This window comes from Streptomyces sp. SS8 (assembly GCF_054072955.1).
The window spans coordinates 344,294-367,556 of the sequence record NZ_JBSVCZ010000001.1 but is presented as its reverse complement, the minus strand read 5'-3'; the positions used below and the strand labels follow the sequence as shown (position 1 = coordinate 367,556).

The following is a 23,263-nucleotide window of genomic DNA, read 5'->3' as shown; positions in this document are numbered from 1 at the left end:
TGCTTTACGCGTCCTACAGGGCACGGGCCGTACGGGTCGAGCCGTACGGCCCGTCCAGACACAGGAGACCACGCCGCATGCGCAGACGGACCGCCCTCGCCGCCCTCGCCCCCGTCCTCCTCGCCCTCCCCCTGACGGGCTGCGGCGCCGTCCAGAACGCACTGGACTGCGCCAACACCGCCGTCGTCGTGGTGGACAGCGCCAACGCCCTCCAGCAGGCCGTCGCCGACGGCGTCGAGAACCCGGCCGAGGTGGACCGGTCCCTGAACCGCATCAACGAGAACCTCGACAAGATCATCGAGAACACGGACAACGCCGACATCACCCGGGTCGCCGAGAACATGCGGCAGGCCGCCGACAACGTCCGCGAGTCCGTCGAGCAGGGCAAGGCCCCCGACGCCGGCCCCGTCGTCGACGCCGCCGACGAACTGACCCAGGTCTGCACCCCCGGCTGACGGACCCCGGCCGACAGGCTCCGGGGTGCCGGGGTGCCGGGCTGACCGACTGCGAGCCGCCGGAACCCGGGCCCGGCCCCCGATCCCCGGCCCGCCCGGCGGTTCCGGCCGCCGCGGCGGGATAATCGGTCTCCATGAGCCAGCGCCTGATCCTCGCCACCCGCAACGCCCACAAGGTCCGAGAGCTGGAGGCCATCCTCTCCGCGGCCGGACTGGACCTCACCCTGGTCGGCGCCGACGCCTACCCCGAGGTCCCGGACGTCAAGGAGACCGGCCTCACCTTCGCCGAGAACGCACTCCTCAAGGCCCGCACCCTGGCCAGGGCCACCGCGGTGCCCGCCGTCGCCGACGACTCCGGCCTGTGCGTCGACGTCCTCGGCGGAGCCCCCGGCATCTTCTCCGCCCGCTGGGCCGGACGCCACGGCGACGACCGGGCCAACCTCGACCTGCTCCTCGCCCAGCTCTCCGACATCGACGACCCCCACCGCACCGCGCACTTCGCCTGCGCGGCCGCCCTGGCCCTGCCCGACGGCACCGAACGCGTCGTCGAGGGCCGCCTGGCCGGCACCCTCCGCCGCGAGCCCGCCGGCGCCGGCGGCTTCGGCTACGACCCGATCCTTCAGCCCGAGGGCGAGACCCGCACCTGCGCGGAGCTGAGCCCGGACGAGAAGAACGCCATCAGCCACCGCGGCCAGGCCTTCCGCGCCCTCGCCCCGGTCGTCCGCGAACTCCTGGGCTGACGGCCCGTCCCGCAGGGCGGCTTCCGCCGACAACGCCGAAGGCCCGGCTCAACGAGCCGGGCCTTCGAATGAAAGGTCTGTGCGGCCGGAGGGACTCGAACCCTCAAGGGATTTCTCCCACAGCATCCTAAGTGCTGCGCGTAGGCCAATTCCGCCACGGCCGCGGGTCGTACGCCATCGTATCGGTCCAGGGTGCCGGGCGCAGAAGGACATGTGTCAGCCGCTGGCGGCGTGCCCTCTTCGCTTCCGGCCTCCTCGGCACCAGGTGGCCGTGACCGCATGGCAGTTCGGGCAGAGGAGACGGAGGTTTCCCGGACGGTCATCACTCCAGTCGCCATTGATGTGGTCGATCTCAAGCGTCATCGGACGCCCGCACCACGTGGAGCCCGTGCCGCACTCGGCACACCGGTCCGGTACGCCGGTCTCGCACAGCGCGCGACGGAGCAGTGCTGTCTTCGTACGGCGCTCCCCGTTGTGCTTCACCAGGATCTCCTCCGGTCGCCTGGCAGCTGTCGTACTCTTCCTGCCGCGTTGGTGCGCTTGGCCGAGGAAGTGAGAGGTGTCAACTCCGGCTTGTGAGGTCCATAAGCGGAATGCGGTACGGGAGCTTGTGTTGTCCGGTCGCCCGAGCCGTCTCAGGGCGCCGGCGATGGATGTGGACTCCGTCACGGCTCGGCGCAGTTCGTCGGCTGATGGAGGCTCGTCCCGGTGCCTCGTCCGTCGTGCCACAGGGAAGTGGGACACGTCGATGCCGAAATGTGCGAGACGCCGGAGGAGATGGCGCCGGAGTTGGTGGTAGGGCCGGACACCGAGGTGGGCGATGACCTCGTCGATGTCGGAGCACTTCTCGGCCGCTTCGGCCAGTGCTTCCCGCGTGTAGCGAGTGCCACTCACCGCACCGTCTCCGTCCGGCGTTTGCCGCGGCCGCGGTAGGTGTCCGTTGTGGAGTGGCAGTTGGGACAGACCAGCCGGAGGTTGCAGATGCGGTTGTCCCGCCAGTCACCGTTGATGTGATCCACCTCAAGCGGCAGCGGATGGCCCCGCCAGAAGGGCGAGGTTCCGCACAGCGCACAGGACTCCGGGATGCCGAGCTCCAGCAGGTGCCGTTTGAGGCGACTGCTGGGAACGCGCCTGACATGAGGCCCGTCTGCCTTGACCAGTACTTCCTGTGCCGTACGACGCCTTCGGCGGTTGGGTGAACCGGACTGGGAGACGAAGTGGGAGGTGTCGATGCCGAAGTCTCGAATCCTCCGGCTGATGTACGTGTGGTAGCCGCCGACGACATCGAGGCCAAGGTGGCGCAGGACGCCGTACACGCTTGTCGATGCCCTGACGGCTTCCTCCAGAACCTCCTGTGTCCAGCGCGCCCCTTCCCGCTGGAAATGTGAGATATCGATCCCCATCGACTTCATACGCCCGTGGACGTACCGTCGCGTTCCACTTCTCGGATCGGCTCCGAGCTTGACGAGTGCCTCGGTGAGCGTCGTCGAGGACGCCGCAGCATGGGCAAGGCGTTCGCGGGTGTACGGACTGGCCATGGTTCCTCCCCCTGTGGACCGTCCGCGCCGTGGTCGTTCGGTCTTCTGTCGCGGACTCGCACTGGTCAACGAACGGCGTGCCGGGAGGTCACGCAGGGGGAGGGGCCGGGCAGTGACGGGGCCCGGTGGCCTCAGAGGGAGAGGTCCCGGATGAGCTTGGCGACGTGGCCGGTGGCCCTGACGTTGTACAGTGCCCGCTCGACCTTCCCCTCCTCGTCGACGACCACCGTGGAGCGGATGACGCCGGTGACGGTCCTGCCGTACATCTTCTTCTCCCCGAAGGCGCCGTAGGCCTCGAGCACCTTCTTCTCGGGGTCGCCGACGAGGGTGACCCTCAGGTTCTCCTTCTCGCGGAACTTCGCGAGCTTCTCCGGCTTGTCGGGGGAGACGCCGATCACGTCGTAGCCCGCGCCGGCGAGGAGGTCGAGGTTGTCGGTGAAGTCGCAGGCCTGCTTGGTGCAGCCGGGGGTGAGGGCGGCGGGGTAGAAGTAGACGATCACCTTGCGTCCGGCGCGGTCGGAGAGCGAGACGGGGTTGCCGTCGGCGTCGGGCAGGGTGAAGGCCGGGGCGGTGTCGCCGGGTTGCAGTCGCTCGCTCATCGGTACTCCTCGGGCGGGGCTCGCGGTCTTGTGGTCGGGACCGTCATCGGTGCCGTTATCGGTTCGAAAGCCTAGCCACGGGGTGTGACGGGGGTGGCGCGGGGCATCGGAGGTGAGGGAGCTGCCAGACTGTCCGGTGGCCGGGCTCCCCGCACAGGGCGGCCCGGGTGGGGCGGATGAGACGGATGAGACGACGGAGGCAGTGCGGTGTCGGAAGCCAGGACCCCCGCGGAGATCGAGGCGGAGATCGTCCGCAGGCGGCAGGAGCTCGCCGAGACGCTGGACGAGCTGGCGGTGCGGGTGCACCCGAAGACGATCGCCGACGGTGTGCGGGCGCGGGCGGCGTCGGCGGTGGACCGCACCGCGGGCCGGGCGTATGTCGCGGTGAACCACGCGCTGTCGGACGTGCGGGACCGGTTCACGGACGAGGAGGGCCGGCCCCGGGCGGCGCGTGTCGTGCCGGTGGCGCTGGTGGTCGTGGGGGTGGCGGGGCTGCTGGTGGTGTCGTCCCGGCGCCGCCGCCGCCGCTGAGCGGCGCGGAGGCGGGCTGGGATACGGTTCTGCCGTGAGCTCCAAGACGTCCCACCACGACAAGCTGCCCATCCGGATGCTGCACGACCGGGTGCTGGTGCGTACCGACATTCCCGAGGGCGAGCGCCGGTCCTCCGGCGGCATCGTGATTCCCGCGACGGCGGCGGTCGGCCGCAGGCTCAACTGGGCCGAGGTGGTCGCCGTCGGGCAGAACGTGCGCACGGTGGAGCCCGGCGACCGCGTGCTGTTCGACCCGGCCGACCGGGCCGAGGTGGAGGTGCGCGGGGTCGCGTACGTGCTGATGCGCGAGCGTGATCTGCACGCGGTGGCGGCCGAGCGGCTGCAGGGGTCGGAGGACTCCACCGGGCTGTATCTGTAGAGCCGGGTTCACGGAGCCGCGCCCGCGGGAGGGCGGCGGCCGTACGGGCGGGCCCCGCGGACGTACCGCGGGGCCCGTCGTGACGTCCGTTCCGGCCGTTCGGTCTCAGGGCCGGGGCGTGGCGGAGGCTTCGGAGGGTTCCCCGGGTGAGGCCTTGGTCCCGGGGGTGGGGGAGGCGGCTTCGCCGGGGTTCTTGCCGTCCGCCGTTTCGCCGGAGGGCCTGGCGGGTTTCCCGGGCTGCTTCTCGTCGTCCCCGGTCTTCTTCCCGCGGTCGTGTTCCTGGGCGTCCCCGGTCTCCGCGCTGTCCTTCTCGCGGTTCTTCTCGCGCTCCTTCTCGGTCTTTCCGGGCTTCTTCGGGGCGCGTTCGCCGTTGGCGCCGTCGTCCCCGCCGTCTCCGCCGCCTCCGGTGTTCTCGGCGTCGTCCCGGCCGGAGGCGGAGTTGTCCGGGCTCTCCTCGGCGTCGTCCACCTGGGTGGGTTCCTCGTCGGGGGCGTCCGGGCCGCCGGACGGGTCGGCGCTGCCGGAGGGGCTGGGGGATGCCTTGGGGACGCGGTTCTTGCCGGGTTTGAGGTCGAAGTCCCTGGCCGGTGTGCCGCGCAGCGCCTCGGCGGTGTAGGCGGCCCAGATCCGTGCGGGGATGCCGCCGCCGTTGACGCGCGCGAGTCCGGCGGCGCCGTAGAGGGATTTGTGGGCGCCGGTCTCGGGGTCCTGGCCCATGACGGCGACGATGGTGACGAGGTCGGGGGTGTAGCCGGCGAACCAGGCGGCGCGGTCCTCCTCGGCGGTGCCGGTCTTGCCGGCGGCGGGGCGTCCGGCGGCCTTGGCGGCGGTCGCGGTGCCGCTCTTGACGACGCCGCGCAGGACGGCGGTGGTGGCGTCGGCGGTGGAGCGGGAGACGGCCCTCAGGGTGGCCGGTTCGGGGACGCGGATCCGCTCGCCGCCGTGCCGGATCTCCTTGACGAGGGTGTGCTCGACGCGTTCGCCGTGGTTGGCGAGGGTGGCGTAGGCCTGGGCCATGTCGAGGGTGCTGGGGGTGGTGGTGCCCAGGGAGATGGAGCCCTGGGCCTCGGCCATGCCGGGGGTGGTGTCGGGGAGGCCGAGGCGGGCGGCGGTCTCCTTGACCTTGGCGGGGCCGACGTCCACGCCCATCTGGGCGAAGACGGCGTTGACGGACTTGTTCATGGCGGTGGTGACGGGGATGTCGCCGTAGTCGACCTGGTCCTCGTTCTCGGGTTTCCAGGTGGTGGGTCCGTCGGGGCCGACGACGGTGCGCCCGCTGTCGCCGTTGTAGGTGGTGCCGGGGCCGATGGGGTCGCCGTCGCGGGTCTTCGCGCGGTGTTCGAGGGCGGCGGCGTAGACGAAGGGCTTGAAGGTGGAGCCGGGCTGGTAGTCGCGGCGGGTGGCGTTGTTGACGAACTGCCTGGTGTAGTCGACACCGCCGTACATGGCGACGATCTCGCCGGTTTCGGGGTCGATGGAGGTGCCGCCGGCGCGGACGTGGCGGTCGATCTCGCGTTCCTCGCTGAGCTGGGAGAGCAGTTCGCGTTCGACGGCCTTGACGAGGGCCTCCTGTTTGCGGCGGTCGATGGTGGTGGTGATGCGGAGGCCGCCCTGTGCCAGGCGTTCCTCGCCGAGGATGTCGCGGGCGGCGAGGTGCTGTTTGACGGCTTCGACGATGTAGCCGCGCTGGCCGGACAGGCCGGTGGGGGGCTTGGCGGGGTCGGGCCGGGGGAATTTCGCGGCCGCGCGCTCGCGGGGGGTGAGCCAGCCCTCCTTGACCATGCCGTCGAGGACGTACTTCCAGCGGGCGACGGCGCGTTCCCTGTTCTCGGGGTGGGCGGCGACGTCGTAGAGGTTGGGGGAGTTGAGGAGGGCGGCGAGGTAGGCGCCCTCGGCGGTGGTCAGGTCGCCGGCGTCCTTGCCGTAGTAGGCCTGGGCGGCGGCCTGGACGCCGTAGGCGTGGCGGCCGAAGTAGCTGGTGTTGAGGTAGCCGGCGAGGATCTCGTCCTTGCTGGCCTCGCGGTCGAGTTTGAGGGCGATGAAGAACTCCTTGGTCTTGCGGGTCAGGGTCTGTTCCTGGCCGAGGTAGTAGTTCTTCACGTACTGCTGGGTGATGGTGGAGCCGGACTGCTTCCCCTCGCCCCGGAGCATGTTCCAGCCCGCGCGGGCCATGGCCACCACGTCGACGGCGGGCTGGTGGTAGAAGTCCCGGTCCTCGGCGGCCAGTACGGCGTGCCGGGTGCTCTCGGGGATGGCGTCGAGCTCGACGTTCTGGCGGTTGATGTCGCCGTCGCGGGCGAGCTGGGTGCCGTCGGAGTAGAGGTAGACGTTGTTCTGCGCGGCGGCCGCGGAGTTGGGTGCGGGGATCTCCACGAGCATGTAGCCGGTGATCAGGGCGCCCGCGCCGGCCAGGAGGGCCACCGTGGCGGCTGCCAGGAGTTTCTTCCGGGTGGGCAGCAGGCGCCGCGGGCCGGTGCGCCGCGGCCGGGGTTTCTGGTCGCCGTTGGGCTCCTCGGGCTCCTCGCTCATGACCGCAGGGCTCCTTGTCGGTATGGGAATTTCGTACCGTTTCCTGTGGATTGCCCCGTAGGACACTGTGGCATCATCCGCGCCGACGGGCGAGGCAGGTTCACACCGCTGGCCCTGCGCGGTGCGGTGTGACGATGCGAACGACAGTGCGATCCGTTCGGTCGCCGGCCCGTCGGCGGCTGGCCGGCGGCGGCGCGGGGGCGGCCGGGAGTTCACGCTCCGCCATCACCCGGAAGGGATCGCCCGGGAGAGTGCCGGACGGCGGCCGCGAGCCGGCTGCCGGAGCGGATACGGGCCGGCCGCGGGCGCGGGGGCCGCGCGGGGTCGCCGGGACCGTGCCGGGGTCAGAGCCTGGCCGGCGAGGAGCCCTTGAGGAGGTCCAGGTCCAGGGCTCCGGCCATCGCGCGGTAGCCGCTGTCGCTGGGGTGGAGGTGGTCGCCCGAGTCGTGGACGGGCAGGAGCCGGTGAGGGGCGGCCGGGTCGCGCAGGGCCGCGTCGAAGTCGACGACCGCGTCGAAGACGCCGCCGCGGCGGATCTGCTCGTTGACCTGCTGCCGCACGGCCTCCAGGCGCGCGTTGTGCTTGCGGTGCCCGCCGAACGGCGTCAGGGTCGCCCCGATCACCCGCATTCCGCGCCGGTGGGCGTGCTGGGTGATCCGCTCCAGGCCGTCCACGATCCTGTGGGGGTCGGTCTGCTGGGGCGTCTTGATGAGGTCGTTGATGCCGAGCTGGACGACCAGGACCTCGGCACCGGTGCGGGAGAGCACGTCCCGCTCCAGCCGGTTCAGGGCGCTGGGGCCGTTCCTGGGGTCGGCGGGGGAGGCGTCGAGGAGGACCCGGTTTCCGCTGATGCCCTGGTTGAGGACGCTGTAGCGGGGGGCGCCGCGTTCGGTGCGCAGCCGGTCGGCGAGGAAGTCGGTCCAGCGGTGGTTGGCGCCGGGGCTGGAGGTGATGCCGTCGGTGATGGAGTCGCCGAGGGCCACGACGGCGGCCTCGGTCTCGTTCGTCCACACGTCCACGGCCGTCACGTGCCGCCAGTAGGTGGTCTGCTCGGTGTAGGGGGCGCCGGTGGTGTCGGCGGCCCGGTCGCCGCGGGCCAGGTAGCTGGTCTGGCGCGCGTGGGGGTGGTGGGTGACGGCGCCGGAGCCGGTGGGCGAGTAGAGGGTGACGAGCAGGTCGGCGGCCGGGGGCACGTTCAGCCGCACCGCGTCGCTGGTGACTGCGGAGCCGACCGGGACGGTCACCTCGTTCCGCTCGCCGAAGGTCAGCCTGCGCATGCTGCCGGGCGCGGCGGCGGGGCTGCTGGGCTCGGCGGCCAGGGCGAGGGTGGCGTGGGTGATGGTCAGCGGGCGGGTGCCGAAGAGGTTGGAGAAGCGGACACGGGCGGCGCTGCCGCCGACGGAGGTGTGCACCACGTTCCGCAGGGAGGCGTCCGGGTGTCCGTCCGGGGCGTTCGGCTCGGCGGAGGCGGGGGAGGCGGACCAGGTGCCCACCCAGGCGCCGGAGGAGGCCGGCGCGGCGCTCTCCCCGCCCCGGGGGGCGGCGGTGTCCGGGGCCGCGCCCCTGACGCCGGCGCCGACGAACACGGCGCCGGAGACCAGGACCACGACGGCCGCGAGCCCTGCCAGCAGGGCGTATCCCATGTTCTTGCTCACGGGCGGCAGCCTCGCTCGTACACGGAAAGAGTCCCCCCTCGGGCGGTGCGGGCCCAGGTGTGCGAAGTGATCGGCGGTTCCCTCATGATCCCACGGGGGCGGGCGTGTTCCCGCCGGGTGGCCCCGCCTGTTACGCGATCGATGAGAGGGCGTGAGGCGGTCGGGCCCCGCGGGCCGCCGCGTTCGCGGTGCGGGACGCGGGCGGGGCGTTCGGCGTTCGGTGCCGTCGGTGCGGCGGCCGCTTGCGACAATTGCGGCCGGGACGGCGCAGACGGGTGGAGACGATGGAGCGTACGACGACGGACGGGAAGAACACCCGGGGCTCCGGGGCGGCCGGGGTGGCCGGGGCGGCGTTCGACCCGGTGGCCTTCACGGCGGCCGACGAGGAGAAGCGGCGCGGGGTGCGCCGGATGAAGGCCATCGCGACCGGTGCGCTGCTGCTGGCGGCGCTGGTGTTCGCGCTGGCCACCTGGGCGGAGCGGGCGGGGGCGGGGGCCTGGGCCGGTTATGTGGCGGCCGCCGCCGAGGCGGGCATGGTGGGCGCGCTGGCGGACTGGTTCGCGGTGACCGCGCTGTTCAAGCGGCCGATGGGGCTGCCGATCCCGCACACCGCGATCATCCCGAACAAGAAGGACCAACTGGGGCGCAGTCTGGGCGACTTCGTCGGCGATAACTTCCTGTCCGAGGATGTGGTGCGGCGGAAGCTGCGCTCGGTGGGCATCGGCGGCCGGCTGGGCGCCTGGCTGGCCAGGCCGGCCAACGCCGACCGGGTGACGGCCGAGCTGTCCACCGCGCTGCGCGGGGCGCTGGCCGTGCTGCGGGACAACGATGTGCAGGCGGTGGTGGGCGAGGCGATCACCCGGCGCGCCCACGCGCAGGAGATCGCGCCGGGCCTGGGCCGGATGCTGTCGCGGATCGTCGCCGACGGCGGTCACACCCGGGTCGTGGATCTGGTGGTCTCGCGGGCCCACGACTGGCTGGTGTGGCACAGCGACTCGGTGATGGACGCGGTGGCGGGCGGGGCGCCGGGGTGGACGCCGCGCTTCGTGGACCGCAAGGTCGGTGAGCGCGTCTACCGGGAGCTGCTGCGCTTCGTCTCGGAGATGCGGGACATGCCCGACCACCCGGCGCGCGAGGCGCTGGACCGCTTCCTGCGGGACTTCGCCGCCGACCTGCAGTCCGACGACGAGACCCGGGCGCGGGTGGAGCGGCTGAAGTCGGAGATCCTGGACCGCGACGAGGTGCAGGAGCTGATCTCCTCGGCCTGGTCGGCGGTGCGGTCCATGGTGGTGGCGGCGGCCGAGGACGAGCGCAGCCAGCTGAGGCTGCGGGCGCGTGCCTCACTGCTGTCGCTGGGTGCGAAGCTGTCGGGGGACGGCGGGCTGCGGGAGAAGGTCGACGGCTGGATCGAGGGGGCGGCGTCGCACGTCGTCACCACCTACCGGAGCGAGATCACCTCCCTGATCACCGAGACGGTCGAGAGCTGGGACGCCGAGCACACCTCCCGCAAGATCGAGGCGCACATCGGCCGCGACCTGCAGTTCATCCGGATCAACGGCACGGTGGTGGGCGCGCTGGCGGGTCTGGCGATCCACACCGTCGCCCACGCGCTGGGCGGCTGAGGCCGAGCCCGCCCGCCGTGCCGTCCCGTCAGCCGAGCCGTACGGTGCGGCCCTCGGCCGCCGAGGTGCGGGCCGCCTCCAGCACCCGCAGCGCCTCGGCCGCCTCCCGTGCGGTGACCGGGGGCTCGCCCCCCTCGCGCAGGGCGGCGGCGACGGCGGCGTAGTAGGCGGGGTAGTCGCCGTTCCGGGAGGGCACGGGCCGTACGTCGTCCGCCGCGCCCAGGGTGCCCCAGGCGGACTCGGCCTCCGCGCCCCAGGGCTCGCCGGGGGTGGGGCGGGCGCCGGCGCGCAGGGCGTCCTCCTGGGGGTCGAGACCGTACTTGACGTAGGCGGCCCGGCTGCCCAGCACCCGGAAGCGGGGGCCGAGGGCGGCGGCGGTGGAGCTGACCCACAGGTGGGAGCGGGTGCCCGAGGCGTGGTGGAGGGCGATGAAGGTGTCGTCGTCGGCCTCGGCGCCAAGGCGGCGCGCATCGGACTCGGCGTGGACGGAGACCACCGGGCCGAAGAGGGTGAGCGCCTGGTCCACCACATGGCTGCCCAGGTCGTACAGCAGTCCGCCGAGCTCGGCGGGGTCGCCGGACTCGCGCCAGCCGCCCTTGAGGTCGGGGCGCCACCGCTCGAAGCGGGACTCGAAGCGCCACACCTCGCCCAGCGCGCCCTCGGCCAGCAGGTCGCGCAGGGTGAGGAAGTCGCCGTCCCAGCGGCGGTTCTGGAATACCGACAGCAGCAGTCCGCGGCGTTCGGCGAGGCCGGCCAGCGCCTCTGCCTCGGCGGCGCCGGCCGCCAGGGGCTTGTCGACGACGACGGCCAGTCCGGCCTCCAGCGCCCGGGTGGCCAGCTCGACGTGGGTGCGGTTGGGGGAGGCGACGACGACGAGGTCGAGTTCGCCGGCGCGCGCGAACAGTTCGCCGGCGCTGGCGGCGGTGCGCAACTCCTCGCCGTGCTCGGCACGGGCCTGCCGCCGCCGCTCGGGGGAGGAGGTGACGACGGTGTCCAGCACGAGGCCGTCGGTGGCGGCGATCAGCGGCGCGTGGAAGACGGAGCCGGCCAGGCCGTAACCGATCAGTCCGACGCGCAGGGGGTGGGGGACCGGGGAGGCGGGGGAGGCGGCGTTCATGGCGCCCACTTTGGCAACAGCGTTTCCAAAGTGCAAGCGGGCGCGACAATGGACCCGTGATCCCCGCCTCCCCCGATACCGGCCCCGCCCCCGCCGCTTCCCCCGGCCCCCTCCCCGCCGCCGCCTCGGCGGCCGCGAACCTGCCGGCCTTGCGCGGCCACAACGCCGCACTCGTCCTGGACCTGCTGCGCGCGGCGGGCGAGGCGGGCGCGAGCAGGCCCGAACTGGCCGAGGCCACGGGGCTGACGCCGCAGGCCGTCAGCAAGATCACCGCCCGGCTGCGGGAGGCGGGCCTGGTGGCGCAGGCCGGGCGCCGCCCCTCCACCGGCGGCAAGCCGCGCACCCTGTGGCGCCTGGTGCGCGACGCGCGCCACGCGGTGGGCCTGCACCTGGACCGCGACGAGATCACCGCCGTCCTGGTGGACCTGCAGGGCGGCGTGGTCGCGGCCCACCGGGCCTCCTTCGACCTGGGCGCGCCCCGCGAGGCGGTGCTGGACGCGGCGGCCGGTGCGGTGCGGGCCCTGCCGGCCGGCGCCGGACGCGGCCGTCCGCTGGGCGTCGGGGCGGCGTGTCCGGGCCCGCTGGACCACCGCACGGGGGTGCTGCGGCGGGTGACCGGCTTCCCCCACTGGGACGGCCATCCGCTGCGGGAGGCGCTGTCCTGGCGGCTGGGGCTGCCCGTCGCGCTGGACAAGGACACCAACGCCGCGGCACTCGGCCTCGCCCTGTGCGGCGGACAGGGCGGCGGCGCGTCGTTCGCGTATCTGCACCTGGGCACCGGGCTGGGCGCCGGGCTCGTACTGGGCGGGGCGCTGTACCGGGGGACGCGCACCGGCGCCGGCGAGTTCGGCCACCAGGTGGTGCTGCTCGACGGCCCGGAGTGCGGGTGCGGCGACCGCGGTTGCCTGGAGGCGCTGTGCCTGGCGGCCGCCGCCCGGGGCGACACCGCCGAGGCCGCCCGCGTACTGGGCACCGGGGCGGCGGGGCTGGCCGGGCTGCTGGACGTCGACCGCGTGGTGCTCGGCGGCCGGACCGTACTGGCCGACCCGGAGGCCTACCGCGCGGGCGTGGACCGGGTGCTGGCGGCCCGGGCCGCGCGCACCGACGGCCGGGCCGTGCCGGTGTCCGTCGCCCCCGGCGGTGCGTCCCTGGTCGCCCGCGGCGCGGCGCATCTGGTCCTCGCGCCGCTCTTCGGCCGGCTGGAACCGGGAACGAGAGCGGAAGGCCCCGGCCGGGGCGGTGCCGGGGGCGGCCCCGGAGGCGGCCCCGGAAAGACGGGGTCGCCTCCGGCGGACAGTGGCTAGTCTGAGGGCGTCGGCGCAGCACAGCGTGGTGCCGCCGCCACGCCCGATGTGCGTTATGACAGGCAGGAGTGACCAATGGCGGAGCGCAAGCCGATCGAGTCGTGGCTGACCGACATGGACGGCGTCCTCGTCCACGAGGGGGTGCCGATCCCGGGGGCCGACGACTTCCTCAAGCGGCTGAGGGAGTCGGGCAAGCCGTTCTTGGTGCTGACCAACAACTCGATCTACACGCCCCGCGATCTGCACGCCCGGCTGAAGCGGATGGGCCTGGACGTCCCGGTGGAGAACATCTGGACCTCCGCCCTGGCCACCGCCAAGTTCCTGGAGGACCAGCGCCCGGAGGGCACCGCGTACGTCATCGGCGAGGCCGGGCTGACCACCGCGCTGCACGACATCGGCTACATCCTCACCGACACCGACCCCGACTACGTGGTGCTCGGCGAGACGCGCACCTACAGCTTCGAGGCGCTCACCAAGGCGATCCGGCTGATCAACGACGGCGCGCGGTTCATCGCCACCAACCCCGACGAGACCGGCCCGTCCGCCGAGGGCGCGCTGCCGGCCACCGGGTCGGTCGCGGCGCTGATCACCAAGGCGACCGGGCGCGAGCCGTACTTCGTCGGCAAGCCCAACCCGCTGATGATGCGGGCCGGGCTCAACGTCATCGGCGCCCACTCCGAGTCCAGCGCGATGATCGGCGACCGGATGGACACCGATGTGCTGGCCGGGCTGGAGGCCGGGATGGAGACCTTCCTCGTCCTCACCGGGCTGACGCGGCCGGCCGACGTGGACCGCTTCCCGTTCCGGCCCTCGACGGTCGCCGACTCGATCGCGGACCTCGTCGAACGGATCTGACCGGTCCCGGCGCCGCGCCGCCCCGCGTTCGCCTCCGTGCTCACCCCCGCCCCGCCCGCGGCCGGGCGCGCTCGAACGGAGCAGCGCGGGGCGGCGCCGGGATGCGGGGCGGGGCGGCGCGACGGATCTTCGGGAGTACCGACCCGGAGGTTCGACATGGGCATCTTCCGCACCGTACGACCCGCTCCGAGCGTCCTCGCCGCGGCGCTCGCCGTCTGCACCGCGGCGGCCCCTCCCGCGGGCCTCGCCACTCTCACGGCCCTCGCCGCCCCCGCGGCGGCCGCCGAGAGCCCCGGGGCCGAGAGCCCCGGCACCCCCCGCCCGTCCGCTCCCGGGACCCCCGGCGCCGGGCGGTCCGGCTCGCCGGAGGTGTCGGTGCGGGTGAGCCCGGCCGAGGTCCGCCCCGGCACCGAGATCGAGCTGTGGGCCGTCGCCTGCGAGGGGACCGTCGCCACCGCCCGCTCCGAGGCGTTCGTCGCCGACGCGCTGCTGGCCCCCGGCGCCGACCGCGGCGGGCTGCGCGGCGAGGCGGTCATCCGCTCGGACGCCGAGCCCAGGGAGTACCGGATCACGGTGGAGTGCATGGGCGTGAAGGTCACCGGTCGGGTGACCGTGCGGCACTCCGGGTCCGGCCCGGCCTCCGAAGGCCCCTCCCATCACGCCGGTGACCCGGCCGTGAGCCCGGTCGCCCCCGTGCCGGCCGGCGGCGGCGGCACCGCGAAGGCGGCCGGCGACGAGGGCGGGGAAGCCGGACCGAGCGCCCTCCACACCGCCCTGGGCGCCGGGCTGGCGGGCACCGCCACCCTGGTCGTCCTCTGGCGGGCCGCGGCGCTGCGCCGCCGGTCCCGCTCCGAATCCGACCGCTGAGCCGGCCGGCGACGACGGCCGTGTACGACGACGTCCCGGGCGGGGAGCCGCGCACGGGCTGTGCCTCGCGGCTGGCGGTGGGAGCGGTGTGGGCGGTGCTGCTGCTCGGACTGTGGCTGTGGGGGAGGGAGCTGACCGACCCCGCCGGACCGCCACCGGAGCGGGCGCGGGCGGGAGCCCCGGAGTCCGGCCGGGCGCCGGGGCCCGGCTCCGGTCACGCCCCGCTGCCCGGCGCCGACCCCCGGCGCATCGGCATCGACGGCATCGGCCTCGACGCGCGGATCATCGAGCGGGGGCTCGACCGAGAGGGCGCCGTGGAGCCCCCGCCGATGGACTCCGCCGACGCCGTCGGCTGGTTCGCCGACGGCCCGGCGCCCGGATCGGAGGGGGTGGCGGTGCTGGTGGGCCACCTGGACACCGACACCGGGGGGGCGGTCTTCCAGCGCCTGCCCTCGGTGCGCCCCGGGGACCGGGTGCACGTCGCGCGCGACGACGGCAGGACCGCGGAGTTCACCGTCGAGGACGTCGCGATCGCCGAGCGGGCCGACTTCGACCCGCACGAGGTCTACGGCGCCCGCCGCCCCGGACGCGCCGAGCTCCGGCTGATCACCTGCACCGGCGCCTTCGACAGGGCCAGCGGCTCCTACACGGCCAACCTGGTGGTCTCGGCGTATCTGACCGGCGTCCGGCACGGGAGCGGGGCGGACGCCGCCCGAAGCGGCGGCGGGGGCCGGGCGCGGTGAGCGGTCCGGTGCGAGGCGAGCCGTGTGCGCAACCGCCGCCCGGCCCGGTCGTTGTCGTCACCGGGGTGAACCTCCGGCCGGAACCGGTTGCGTTCCCCGCCCGCCCGGGATTGAAGACAGGGGGACGCGGTACTCGGACGCCGAGCCCCCAGGACACGGAAGGCTGCCGCTGCGCCATGTACGACACAGCTGAACCGGAAGCCGACGCCCCGCCCGCCGCGACGCGGGCCCTCGACGAGCTGCCGGCCTCACCGCCCCCACTGCTGCGCCTCGCCGGGGACGGTGACGACGACGAGTGCGAGCCGCACATCTGCCGGGGCATCGACTGAGGAGCGGGCGCGGGGGGAACGCGCCGGGAGACACGTCCGGGCCCCACCGCGCAGGGCGGTGGGGCCCGGATCGAAGAGGTACGCCGCCAGGGACTCGAACCCCGGACCCGCTGATTAAGAGTCAGCTGCTCTAACCAACTGAGCTAGCGGCGCCCGCAGGGGCGGTGATCCGCACGGTATGTGCCGATCGGTGCCGAACTGCGGGAACCAGCATACCCGACGCCGCGCGGTGCTCCGTCCGGGCCGGGGCCGGACCCGCCGCGCCGGGACCCGGGGGTCCGCGGGGGCCGTGGGGGTCCGCGGGGATAGGTTTCCGGTCATGCGAACCGGTGAGCTGATGGACCGGGCCTGGCGGCTGACGGCCCGGGCGAGGGGCGGGCGGGCCGTGCTCGGCCTGGCGGGGCCGCCCGGCGCGGGCAAGTCCACCCTGGCCGAGGCCCTGGTGGCGGGGCTGCGGAGGCGGCACGGGGCGGACGCGGCGGCGTACGTCCCGCTGGACGGCTTCCACCTGTCCAACGCCCAGCTCGACCGGCTGGGCCTGGCCGCCCGCAAGGGCTCGCCCCCCACCTTCGACGTCCACGGGTACGCCGCCCTGCTGCGGCGCCTGGCCCCGGAGCCGGACCACGACGTCTACGTGCCCGACTTCGACCGGACGCTGGACGAGCCGGTGGCGGCCCGCCATGTGGTGCGCCCCGGGGTCCGGCTGGTGGTGACGGAGGGGAACTACCTGGCCTGCGACCTGCCCGGCTGGCCGGACGCGCGCGGGTCGATCGACGAGCTGTGGTACGTGGAGGCGTCCCCGGAGGAGCGCCGCCGCAGGCTGGTGGAGCGGCAGCTGGCGGGGGGCCGCGCCGCCGGGGAGGCCCGGGAGTGGGTCCGGTCCAACGACATGCCCAACGCGGAGATCGTGGAGGCGTCGAGGACGTCGGCGTGCGTGAAGCTGTCGTTCCGCTGGTCGGGACGCGAATGAGGAGAAGGGCCCCTCGCGCGGGGCGAGGGGCCCTTCTCCTTCCGTACGCCGCCAGGGACTCGAACCCCGGACCCGCTGATTAAGAGTCAGCTGCTCTAACCAACTGAGCTAGCGGCGCATACGGGCAGCGACTCCGGTGATGCCGTGAAGATCCCGGCGATCTCGTGGAGCGCGCTGTCGGGAACCATACTACCCGCTCCCCGAGGTGCTCCCGACCACGCGCCCCGGCCGCGCACCCCGGCGCGTCTCACAGGGACAGCGGGATCAGCACCCCGGCGGCCTGCTCGCCCGGCGCCCCGGGGCCCGCCGCAGCCGGGCGCGGGGTGCGGGGGCTGCGCGGACGGGCGGTGCCCCCGGTCCGGGCGGTGCTCCGGGAGCGGCTCGGGGCAGGGGTCCCCGGGGGAGTGCGGCAGCGCCACGGTGCCCCCTCGGGCGGGTGACCGCTCGCGGTGCGACACCCGCCCGGGGGTCACCGGGTCCTCGGATGCGTGGCGGCCGGCGGCCGTACGCCGTCCCCGCACAGAGCACCGGCCTCCCGTCCGCTCCCCGAAGCATGTTCGAAGGCGGACGGGAGGGACGGGCGCGGCGGCGCGCCCCGGAGGATCCTCCTCACAGGATCGCGCTCAGGAACTCCCTGGTGCGCTCGTGGTCGGGGTCGTTGAAGATCTTCTCCGGCGGACCGGACTCGATCACCTTGCCCTCGTTGAACATCAGCACGTCGTCGGAGATGTCCCGGGCGAAGTTCATCTCGTGGGTGACCACCAGCATGGTGATGTCGGTGGTGTGCGCGATGTCCCGCAGGACGTCCAGCACCCCGGCGACCAGCTCCGGGTCGAGCGCGGAGGTGACCTCGTCCAGGAGCAGCACCTTCGGGCGCATGGCCAGCGCGCGGGCGATGGCCACGCGCTGCTGCTGGCCGCCGGAGAGCTGGGTGGGGTACTTGTCGATGTGCTCGGTCAGCCCCACCATCTCCAGCAGCTCGCGCGCCCGCTGCTCGGCCTCGTCCTTGCCCATGCCCAGCACGTGGACGGGTGCCTCGGTGATGTTGCGCAGCACCTTCATGTTGGGGAAGAGGTTGAACTGCTGGAAGACCATGCCGATCTTCTTGCGGACCTCGCGGGTGTGCTTCTCGCCCGCGGGAACGAGCCGGCCGCCCCTCTCCTCGTGGGTGAGGTAGTCGCCGTCGACGGTGATGGTGCCCTCGTCGGGCCTGAGCAGGGTCATCAGCAGCCGCAGGATCGTGGTCTTGCCCGACCCGGAGGGGCCGATGAGGGTGACGTGCTTCCCGGCGGAGACGTCGAACTCCAGCTGGTCCAGGACGACGTGGTCGCCGAAGCGCTTGGTCACCTTGTCGAAGCGGATCAGTTCGCGGCCGTCCGCGGCGGTACTCGTGGTGGCGTTCTCACGCGGGGTGTCAGCGGACAAGACGACGCTCCAGGGCTCGGATGAGGAGGGAAGCCGGGTAGGCGATGAGGATGAAGGCGATGCCGACGACGGTGATCGGCTCCAGGAACCGGAAGGTCTCGGAGCCGTAGGCGCGTGCCTCGCCGAGCATCTCGAAGGCGCCGATGATCGCGATCAGCGGCGAGTCCTTCAGCATGGCGATGACGTAGTTGCCCAGCGCGGGCACCACGCGGCGGATCGCCTGCGGCAGGATCACGGCCGTCCAGGTGCGCACCGGCGGCAGGCTGAGCGCGGTGGCCGCCTCCCACTGCCCCTTGGGCACACCGTCGATGCCGGCCCGGTAGACCTCGGCGGTGTAGGTCGAGTAGTGCAGACCGAGGCCGATCACACCCGTCGTCAGCGGGGACATGGCCGGCCCCCACTCGGGCACCACGTAGAAGAGGAAGAACAGCTGCACCAGCAGCGGGGTGTTGCGGATGAACTCGGTGACCGCGGTCACCGGTGTCCGGACCCACACCTTGGAGGAGCGCTGCGCGACGGCCCACACCAGACCGAGGGTGAAGGCCAGCAGGGACCCCAGCACCAGCGCCTGGAGGGTGACGAGCACCCCGTCCCAGAAGCGCGGCATGAAGTCCTCGACGACGTTCCAGTCCCAGTTCACTGATTACCCCCCGGGGTGCCCGCGGCGGCCGTCCCGGTGACGGGGTCGGCGGTCTTCGTCCGGCGGCGCAGGCCGCCCAGCAGCCCGCCGCCCGGCGGCGGCGCCTGCCCGATCCCGGCCTTGGCCTTCCGCTCCACCAGCCGCATGACGCGGGTGATGAGGAAGGCGAGCACGAAGTACATCACCAGCAGGAGTGTGTAGATCGGCGCGCTCTCGTTGGTGGTGAAGCGGATCAGGTTCGCCGCGAAGGTCATGTCGGCCACGCTGATGACCGAGACCAGCGCGGTGCCCTTCAGCAGCTCGATGGCGAGGTTGTTGAAGGGCGGGACCATCTCCGGCCACGCCTGGGGCAGTTCGATGCGCCGCAGCCGCTGCATACGGGTGAAGCTCAGCGCGATGCCCGCCTCGCGCTGGGCGGGGGAGACCGCCGCCAGCGCGCCGCGTACGACCTCCGAACCGTACGCGCCGTAGGTCAGGCCCAGCGCCAGCACACCCGCCCACATCGGGACCAGCTGCCAGCCGAAGGCGATCGGCAGGGCGAAGAACAGCCAGAACATGAACACCAGCGCCGAGGCTCCGCGGAAGATCTCGAAGTAGACGCCGGACAGGAAGCGGACGATCCACAGCGGTGAGGACCGCAGGATCCCGACGGTGAAGGAGACGGCCGCGGCCAGCGCGGCGCTGTACACCGTCACCTGGATGGTGATCCAGATGCCGGGCAGCATGTAGGACTCCCAAAGGCCCCAGGTCATGATGCGCACAGCTCCTTCGCGGTCAGGTCGGTCATCTCGTCCTCGGTGAAACCGAAGGGCCGCATGATCTCCAGCAGCTCACCGCTCTCCTTGAGCTTGCGCAGCTCACGGTTGAACGCGTCGCGCAGCACGGTGCCGCTGGGCCGGAAGGCGAAGCCGCCCGCGCCGATCGCCGGCTCGCCGTCCACCATGGGCTGGAAGGGCTCGGTGGACTCGGCCCGGTTGCTGCGCTCCGTCACCTGGCGGACGGTCAGCGAGGTGCCCGCGAAGACGTCGGCGCGGCCCTGCTCGACGGCCGCCAGTCCGGCGACCTGGTCGGGCAGGATCAGCATCTCGTCCCGGGGGACGCCGGCCGCGACCGCGTAGTCGATCTCGGCGTACGCGGTGCCGGTGGCCATCCTGGCGCCGGTGCGGACGATGTCCTCGTAATTGTTCAGCCCTTTCGGATTGCCCTTGGGGACGATGAACGCGTCGAGCATCACGTACTCGGGATCGGCGAAGATCACCTGTTCGCAGCGCTGGGGATTGATGTACATGCCCGCGGAGACCACATCGAACTGCTGCGAGCGGAGTCCCGGAATCAGCGAACCGAACTCGGTCGGAACGGGGACGACGTTCTCCACCCCCAGCCGATTGAAGATGACCTTCGCGATCTCCGGCGCCTCACCGGTCAACTCGCCCTGGTCGTTGATGTACCCGTAGGGGACCTCGCCGGCGATGCCCACCCGCACGGTGTTCTGGGCGCGGATGCGCTCCAGCAGGTTGCCCTCGCCGGCCTTCCCGGCGTCGGGTACCCGGCTGCATCCGGCCACGCCGATCGTGCCCGCCGCGCCCAGCGCGCCCAGGCCCGCCAGCATCGCGCGGCGGCTTATCCCCCGGACGGGTCTCGTCCGGTTACCGAGGCTGTCGCCTGTGCCTGATTTTCCTGTCTCGTTCCCTTGTGGTGGAGCCATGGGCGCGCCACTACCCCGATCAACGAAAAATATGCCCACCGTTTCCAGCCCTTGATGCGGCCGTTGCGGTGTTGACGGCCGGGCCCGGCCGCTGCGTCAGTATTGGGAGGGAAATCGACGGACAGGAGCCGAAATGGCAGACCGTTTCATCGAAGTATCACTCGACAAGCGAGGAGTGAGCTGCACGGCGAAACTGCTCGACGACCGCGCGCCCATCACCTGCGAGGCGGTGTGGAACGCCCTTCCGCTGGGCGGCGACGTCTACCACGCCAAGTACGCGCGCAACGAGATCTACACACTCCTGCCCACGTTCGCCCCGGCCGAGCCGCCGCTGGAGAACCCCACCATCACGCCCATCCCCGGCGACCTGTGCTACTTCACCTTCACCGACGTCCAGCTCGGCACCTCCTCCTACGGCTACGAGGCGGAGGCGGGGCACCGGGGCAGGCCGACCGTGGTGGACCTGGCCCTGTTCTACGAGCGCAACAACCTGCTGATCAACGGCGACGCCGGCTGGGTCCCCGGGATCGTGTGGGGGGCGGTGGTGGACGGGCTGGACCGGATGGCCGACGCCTGCCAGGACCTGTGGCGGGCCGGGGCCCTGGGCGAGAGTCTCAGCTTCCGGCGGGCCTAGGACACCAGGCCGGGCGCGGAACCGGAAGCCGGGCCGGACGCTGAACCGGACGCGGAACCGGAAGCCGGGCCGGACGCGAGCGCCGGGGGCGGCGGGACGTCGGCGGCCCCCGCCTCGTACAGCGCGTGCGCGGCGCGCAGCACCAGCGCGTCCGCGTGCCGCGCGCCCACCAGCTGCACCCCGATCGGCAGCCCGCCGCCGTCCACCCCGCAGGGCAGGGACGCCGCGGGCTGCTGGGTCATGTTGAACGGGTAGGTGAACGGCGTCCAGCCCGTCCAGCGGGTGTACGGCGAGCCCGGCGGCACCTCGCCGCCCAGTTCGAAGGCGGTGACCGGCAGCGTCGGGGTGACCAGCAGGTCGTACTCCGTGTGGAAGGCGCCCATCAGCCGGCCCATCGACATCCGCACGTCCACCGCCGCCAGGTACTCCAGCGCGCTGCGGGCCGCGCCCTGCTCGCACACCTCCCGCAGGCCCGGGTCCAGCAGCGCGCGCCGCTCGGGGTCCAGATGCTGGGTCACCCGGGCGGCACCGCTGAACCACAGGGTGTGGAAGGCCTCCAGGCAGTCGGGCAGGCCCGGGTCGCGCTCCTCCACCCGCGCGCCCAGCCCCTCCAGCGCCTCCGCGGCCCGCCGTACCGCCGCCGCGACCTCGCGGTCCACCTCCACCCGGCCGCCGAGGTCGGGGGAGTAGGCCACCCGCAGGCCGGCGACCCCGCCCTCCAGGCCGTCGCGGAAGCTGCCCGGCACCGGCCCGAGCTGCGACCAGTCGCGGGCGTCCGGTCCGGTGATCACATCCATCAGCAGCGCCGCGTCCCGCGCGTCACGGGTCATCGGACCGACGTGCGCGAGCGTTCCGTAGGCGCTGGCCGGGTACAGCGGCACCCGCCCGTACGTCGGCTTCAGCGCGAAGATCCCGCAGAAGGAGGCCGGGATGCGCACCGAGCCGCCGCCGTCGGTGCCCAGGCTCAGCGGCCCGGCCCCCAGCGCCACCGCGGCCGCGCTGCCGCCGCTGGAGCCGCCCGCGGTGTGCCCCGGGGCGTACGGGTTTCCCGTCGCGCCGTGCCGCGGGCTGTCGGTGACGCCCTTCCAGCCGAACTCCGGTGTCGTGGTCTTGCCCGTGAACACCGCCCCGTGCTCGCGCAGCCGTGCCACCGAGGGGGCGTCCTCCTCCCAGGGGCCGTCGGCGGAGACCGTCCACGAGCCGCGCAGTGTCGGGCCGCCGCGCAGCAGCAGGATGTCCTTCACCGACACCGGCACCCCGTCCAGCAGACCGGCCGGCTCCCCGCGCCGCCACCGGTCGGCGGACCGCCGCGCCTGCTCCATCGCCGCCCCGGCGTCGATCCGGACGAACGCGTTCACCGCCGGCTGGATGCGCTCTGTCCGCTCCAGCACGGCGCGGGTCACCTCCACGGGGGTGAACTCCCCGCGGGCGTAACCCTCCACCAGCCGGGCGGCGGTCAGGTCCGTGAGCCCGCCCGGATCCGCGGGGCCGTTCGGGCGGGTCGGGCCGGTGAGGCCGGCCGGGTCGGTGGTGCCGGTCATGGCGCGCTCCTGTCCGGGACGTAACCGAGCTTCTTGTCCACGACGTTGAACAGGGGCTCGCCCGCCGTCCAACGGTCGAAGTTGTCGCAGAACTGCCGGGCGAGGTCGTCGCGCCAGCCGACGGTGTCGCCGCTCATGTGCGGCGAGACCAGCAGGCCGGGGACGTCCCACAGCGGGCTGTCGGAGGGCAGCGGCTCGTCGGCGAAGACGTCCAGCGCCGCCGCCGCGATCCGGTGCGAGAGCAGCGCCTCGACCAGGTCCTCCTGCACCACGTGGGCGCCGCGTCCGACGTTGACGAAACGGGCCGTCGGCTTCATCCGGGCGAAGGCGGCGGCGTCGAACATCCCCGCGGTCGACTCGGTCAGGGGCGCCGCGCACACGACCCAGTCGGCCGAGGGGAGGAGGGCGCCGAGCTTTCCACTGGCGTGAATTCGGCCGAATTCCGGATCCGAGGGCCGTTCCCTGCGCCCCACGAGTTCCACTTCGACACCCAGTGCCATGAGTGTGCGGCCGATTGCCCGGCCGATTGGGCCCGAACCTACGACAATCGCGTGAGTTCCGGCCAGCCGCATTGTCTCCCGGTGCCGCCAGCGCCGCTGCCGCTGCAATTCCCAACTGCCGTGAAAATCCTTGGCCAAAGCCAGGACGAGACCTGCCACGTATTCGGCGATGGGCTGGTCGAAGACCCCCCGCGCATTGGTGATCACCGTTTCGGAACCGGCCAGTTCCGGACAGCTCAGCAGCCGGTCGACCCCGGCGCTCGCGGTGTGCACCCAGCCCGGCCGCGGGCCCGGGCCGGGCCAGGCGCGGTGTACGGCGTCGGAGGTGAAATCCCAGACCAGCAGTGCGTCCACGGCCGGCAGCAGGGCGGCCAGGGACGCCTCGTCGGCGTACTCCACCCGGGCGCGCCCCGACAGGCGCTCCAGGTTCGGCCGATCGCCGCCGGGGACGCCGAGGACACCGAGGGTGGGGACGCCGGCCGGAACAGTCGTTTCTGACATGGGCGGAAAACCGTTTCGCAACGAGGGGGCAACGGAGGAGGAGAAGTATTGGGCCCGGCGCGAAGAGATCCGGAGCACCGTACG

Annotated in this window: 23 protein-coding genes and 3 tRNA genes; 12 read left to right on the top strand and 14 right to left on the bottom strand. The window is 73.2% G+C overall.

The features are described 5' to 3' along the window. Positions 1-77 precede the first annotated feature (77 nt). Both ACW69E_RS01560 and rdgB read left to right on the top strand, forming a co-directional pair. Positions 78-455, top strand: coding sequence for a hypothetical protein (locus ACW69E_RS01560; RefSeq protein ID WP_457496342.1), 378 nt, complete (start codon positions 78-80; stop codon positions 453-455). A gap of 134 nt (positions 456-589) precedes the next feature. Then, entirely contained in the window at positions 590-1,195 is a 606-nt protein-coding gene (gene rdgB, locus ACW69E_RS01555) for an RdgB/HAM1 family non-canonical purine NTP pyrophosphatase (RefSeq protein ID WP_457496341.1), read from the top strand. Positions 1,196-1,275: 80 nt separating this feature from the next. Here rdgB and ACW69E_RS01550 read toward each other — a convergent pair. From ACW69E_RS01550 to bcp, 3 genes are all read right to left on the bottom strand, one after another. Next, positions 1,276-1,359 (bottom strand) — tRNA-Leu (locus ACW69E_RS01550). Positions 1,360-2,085: 726 nt separating this feature from the next. Then, complete coding sequence (locus ACW69E_RS01545) at positions 2,086-2,733, bottom strand: HNH endonuclease (protein ID WP_457496340.1); 648 nt, start codon at positions 2,731-2,733, stop codon at positions 2,086-2,088. Between the two features lie 131 nt (positions 2,734-2,864). After that, the gene (gene bcp / locus ACW69E_RS01540; RefSeq protein ID WP_237883210.1) at positions 2,865-3,332 is read right to left on the bottom strand and encodes a thioredoxin-dependent thiol peroxidase; all 468 of its coding nucleotides are present in this window, start codon (positions 3,330-3,332) and stop codon (positions 2,865-2,867) included. Between the two features lie 207 nt (positions 3,333-3,539). Here bcp and ACW69E_RS01535 point away from each other — a divergent pair, with 207 nt between their 5' ends. Together ACW69E_RS01535 and ACW69E_RS01530 are read left to right on the top strand one after the other, a co-directional pair. Then, complete coding sequence (locus ACW69E_RS01535) at positions 3,540-3,863, top strand: DUF3618 domain-containing protein (RefSeq protein ID WP_457496339.1); 324 nt, start codon at positions 3,540-3,542, stop codon at positions 3,861-3,863. 76 nt (positions 3,864-3,939) lie between these two features. Further along, the gene (locus ACW69E_RS01530; protein ID WP_093655608.1) at positions 3,940-4,242 is read left to right on the top strand and encodes a GroES family chaperonin; all 303 of its coding nucleotides are present in this window, start codon (positions 3,940-3,942) and stop codon (positions 4,240-4,242) included. A 105-nt stretch (positions 4,243-4,347) separates the two neighbouring features. On the opposite strand, the gene ACW69E_RS01525 is transcribed toward ACW69E_RS01530, so the two are convergent. Together ACW69E_RS01525 and ACW69E_RS01520 are read right to left on the bottom strand one after the other, a co-directional pair. After that, positions 4,348-6,771 carry a transglycosylase domain-containing protein gene (locus tag ACW69E_RS01525; RefSeq protein ID WP_457496338.1) on the bottom strand — a complete coding sequence of 808 codons (2,424 nt, stop codon included), beginning with the start codon at positions 6,769-6,771 and terminating at the stop codon, positions 4,348-4,350. Between the two features lie 344 nt (positions 6,772-7,115). Further along, positions 7,116-8,414, bottom strand: a complete 1,299-nt coding sequence (locus ACW69E_RS01520; RefSeq protein ID WP_457496399.1) for an SGNH/GDSL hydrolase family protein — start codon at positions 8,412-8,414, stop codon at positions 7,116-7,118. Positions 8,415-8,710: 296 nt separating this feature from the next. On the opposite strand from ACW69E_RS01520, the gene ACW69E_RS01515 reads away from it, so the two are divergent. After that, positions 8,711-10,048, top strand: a complete 1,338-nt coding sequence (locus tag ACW69E_RS01515) for a DUF445 domain-containing protein (protein ID WP_457496337.1) — start codon at positions 8,711-8,713, stop codon at positions 10,046-10,048. Positions 10,049-10,076: 28 nt separating this feature from the next. Here ACW69E_RS01515 and ACW69E_RS01510 read toward each other — a convergent pair whose 3' ends face one another. After that, positions 10,077-11,165 carry a Gfo/Idh/MocA family oxidoreductase gene (locus ACW69E_RS01510; protein WP_457496336.1) on the bottom strand — a complete coding sequence of 363 codons (1,089 nt, stop codon included), beginning with the start codon at positions 11,163-11,165 and terminating at the stop codon, positions 10,077-10,079. Between the two features lie 140 nt (positions 11,166-11,305). Here ACW69E_RS01510 and ACW69E_RS01505 point away from each other — a divergent pair, with 140 nt between their 5' ends. From ACW69E_RS01505 to ACW69E_RS01485, 5 genes are all read left to right on the top strand, one after another. After that, a complete protein-coding gene (locus ACW69E_RS01505) occupies positions 11,306-12,469 on the top strand; it encodes an ROK family transcriptional regulator (RefSeq protein WP_457496398.1) in 1,164 nt (387 codons plus the stop codon). A gap of 75 nt (positions 12,470-12,544) precedes the next feature. After that, complete coding sequence (locus ACW69E_RS01500) at positions 12,545-13,324, top strand: HAD-IIA family hydrolase (protein ID WP_237883894.1); 780 nt, start codon at positions 12,545-12,547, stop codon at positions 13,322-13,324. 156 nt (positions 13,325-13,480) lie between these two features. Next, complete coding sequence (locus ACW69E_RS01495) at positions 13,481-14,191, top strand: hypothetical protein (protein WP_457496335.1); 711 nt, start codon at positions 13,481-13,483, stop codon at positions 14,189-14,191. 20 nt (positions 14,192-14,211) lie between these two features. Continuing rightward, the gene (locus tag ACW69E_RS01490) at positions 14,212-14,934 is read left to right on the top strand and encodes a class F sortase (RefSeq protein ID WP_457496334.1); all 723 of its coding nucleotides are present in this window, start codon (positions 14,212-14,214) and stop codon (positions 14,932-14,934) included. 176 nt (positions 14,935-15,110) lie between these two features. Then, entirely contained in the window at positions 15,111-15,263 is a 153-nt protein-coding gene (locus ACW69E_RS01485) for a hypothetical protein (RefSeq protein WP_237883949.1), read from the top strand. 79 nt (positions 15,264-15,342) lie between these two features. On the opposite strand, the gene ACW69E_RS01480 is transcribed toward ACW69E_RS01485, so the two are convergent. Further along, a tRNA-Lys gene (locus tag ACW69E_RS01480) sits at positions 15,343-15,416 on the bottom strand. Between the two features lie 166 nt (positions 15,417-15,582). On the opposite strand from ACW69E_RS01480, the gene ACW69E_RS01475 reads away from it, so the two are divergent. After that, positions 15,583-16,233, top strand: a complete 651-nt coding sequence (locus ACW69E_RS01475) for a nucleoside/nucleotide kinase family protein (RefSeq protein WP_457496333.1) — start codon at positions 15,583-15,585, stop codon at positions 16,231-16,233. Between the two features lie 44 nt (positions 16,234-16,277). Here the strand turns inward: ACW69E_RS01475 and ACW69E_RS01470 are convergent. The 5 genes from ACW69E_RS01470 to ehuB form a co-directional block, all read right to left on the bottom strand. Then, positions 16,278-16,351: transfer RNA gene (locus ACW69E_RS01470), tRNA-Lys, on the bottom strand. A 491-nt stretch (positions 16,352-16,842) separates the two neighbouring features. After that, on the bottom strand, positions 16,843-17,658 hold the full coding sequence (ehuA, locus tag ACW69E_RS01465) for an ectoine/hydroxyectoine ABC transporter ATP-binding protein EhuA (protein WP_457496332.1): 816 nt from the start codon (positions 17,656-17,658) through the stop codon (positions 16,843-16,845). Then, complete coding sequence (ehuD, locus tag ACW69E_RS01460) at positions 17,648-18,298, bottom strand: ectoine/hydroxyectoine ABC transporter permease subunit EhuD (RefSeq protein WP_457496331.1); 651 nt, start codon at positions 18,296-18,298, stop codon at positions 17,648-17,650. The genes ehuA and ehuD overlap by 11 nt, the downstream gene beginning before the upstream one ends. After that, entirely contained in the window at positions 18,295-19,050 is a 756-nt protein-coding gene (gene ehuC, locus ACW69E_RS01455; RefSeq protein ID WP_457496330.1) for an ectoine/hydroxyectoine ABC transporter permease subunit EhuC, read from the bottom strand. Before ehuC ends, ehuD begins: the two co-directional genes overlap by 4 nt. Further along, on the bottom strand, positions 19,047-20,003 hold the full coding sequence (gene ehuB / locus ACW69E_RS01450) for an ectoine/hydroxyectoine ABC transporter substrate-binding protein EhuB (RefSeq protein WP_457496329.1): 957 nt from the start codon (positions 20,001-20,003) through the stop codon (positions 19,047-19,049). Before ehuB ends, ehuC begins: the two co-directional genes overlap by 4 nt. Positions 20,004-20,136: 133 nt before the next feature. Between ehuB and ACW69E_RS01445 the strand changes: the two genes are divergently transcribed. Further along, positions 20,137-20,637, top strand: coding sequence for a DUF3830 family protein (locus ACW69E_RS01445; RefSeq protein ID WP_237876782.1), 501 nt, complete (start codon positions 20,137-20,139; stop codon positions 20,635-20,637). Here ACW69E_RS01445 and ACW69E_RS01440 read toward each other — a convergent pair. Further along, positions 20,634-22,178, bottom strand: a complete 1,545-nt coding sequence (locus ACW69E_RS01440) for an amidase (protein ID WP_457496328.1) — start codon at positions 22,176-22,178, stop codon at positions 20,634-20,636. The two genes, ACW69E_RS01445 and ACW69E_RS01440, sit on opposite strands and share 4 nt — an antisense overlap. Then, positions 22,175-23,179, bottom strand: a complete 1,005-nt coding sequence (locus ACW69E_RS01435; RefSeq protein WP_457496327.1) for a D-2-hydroxyacid dehydrogenase — start codon at positions 23,177-23,179, stop codon at positions 22,175-22,177. Before ACW69E_RS01435 ends, ACW69E_RS01440 begins: the two co-directional genes overlap by 4 nt. Positions 23,180-23,263: the final 84 nt, after the last annotated feature.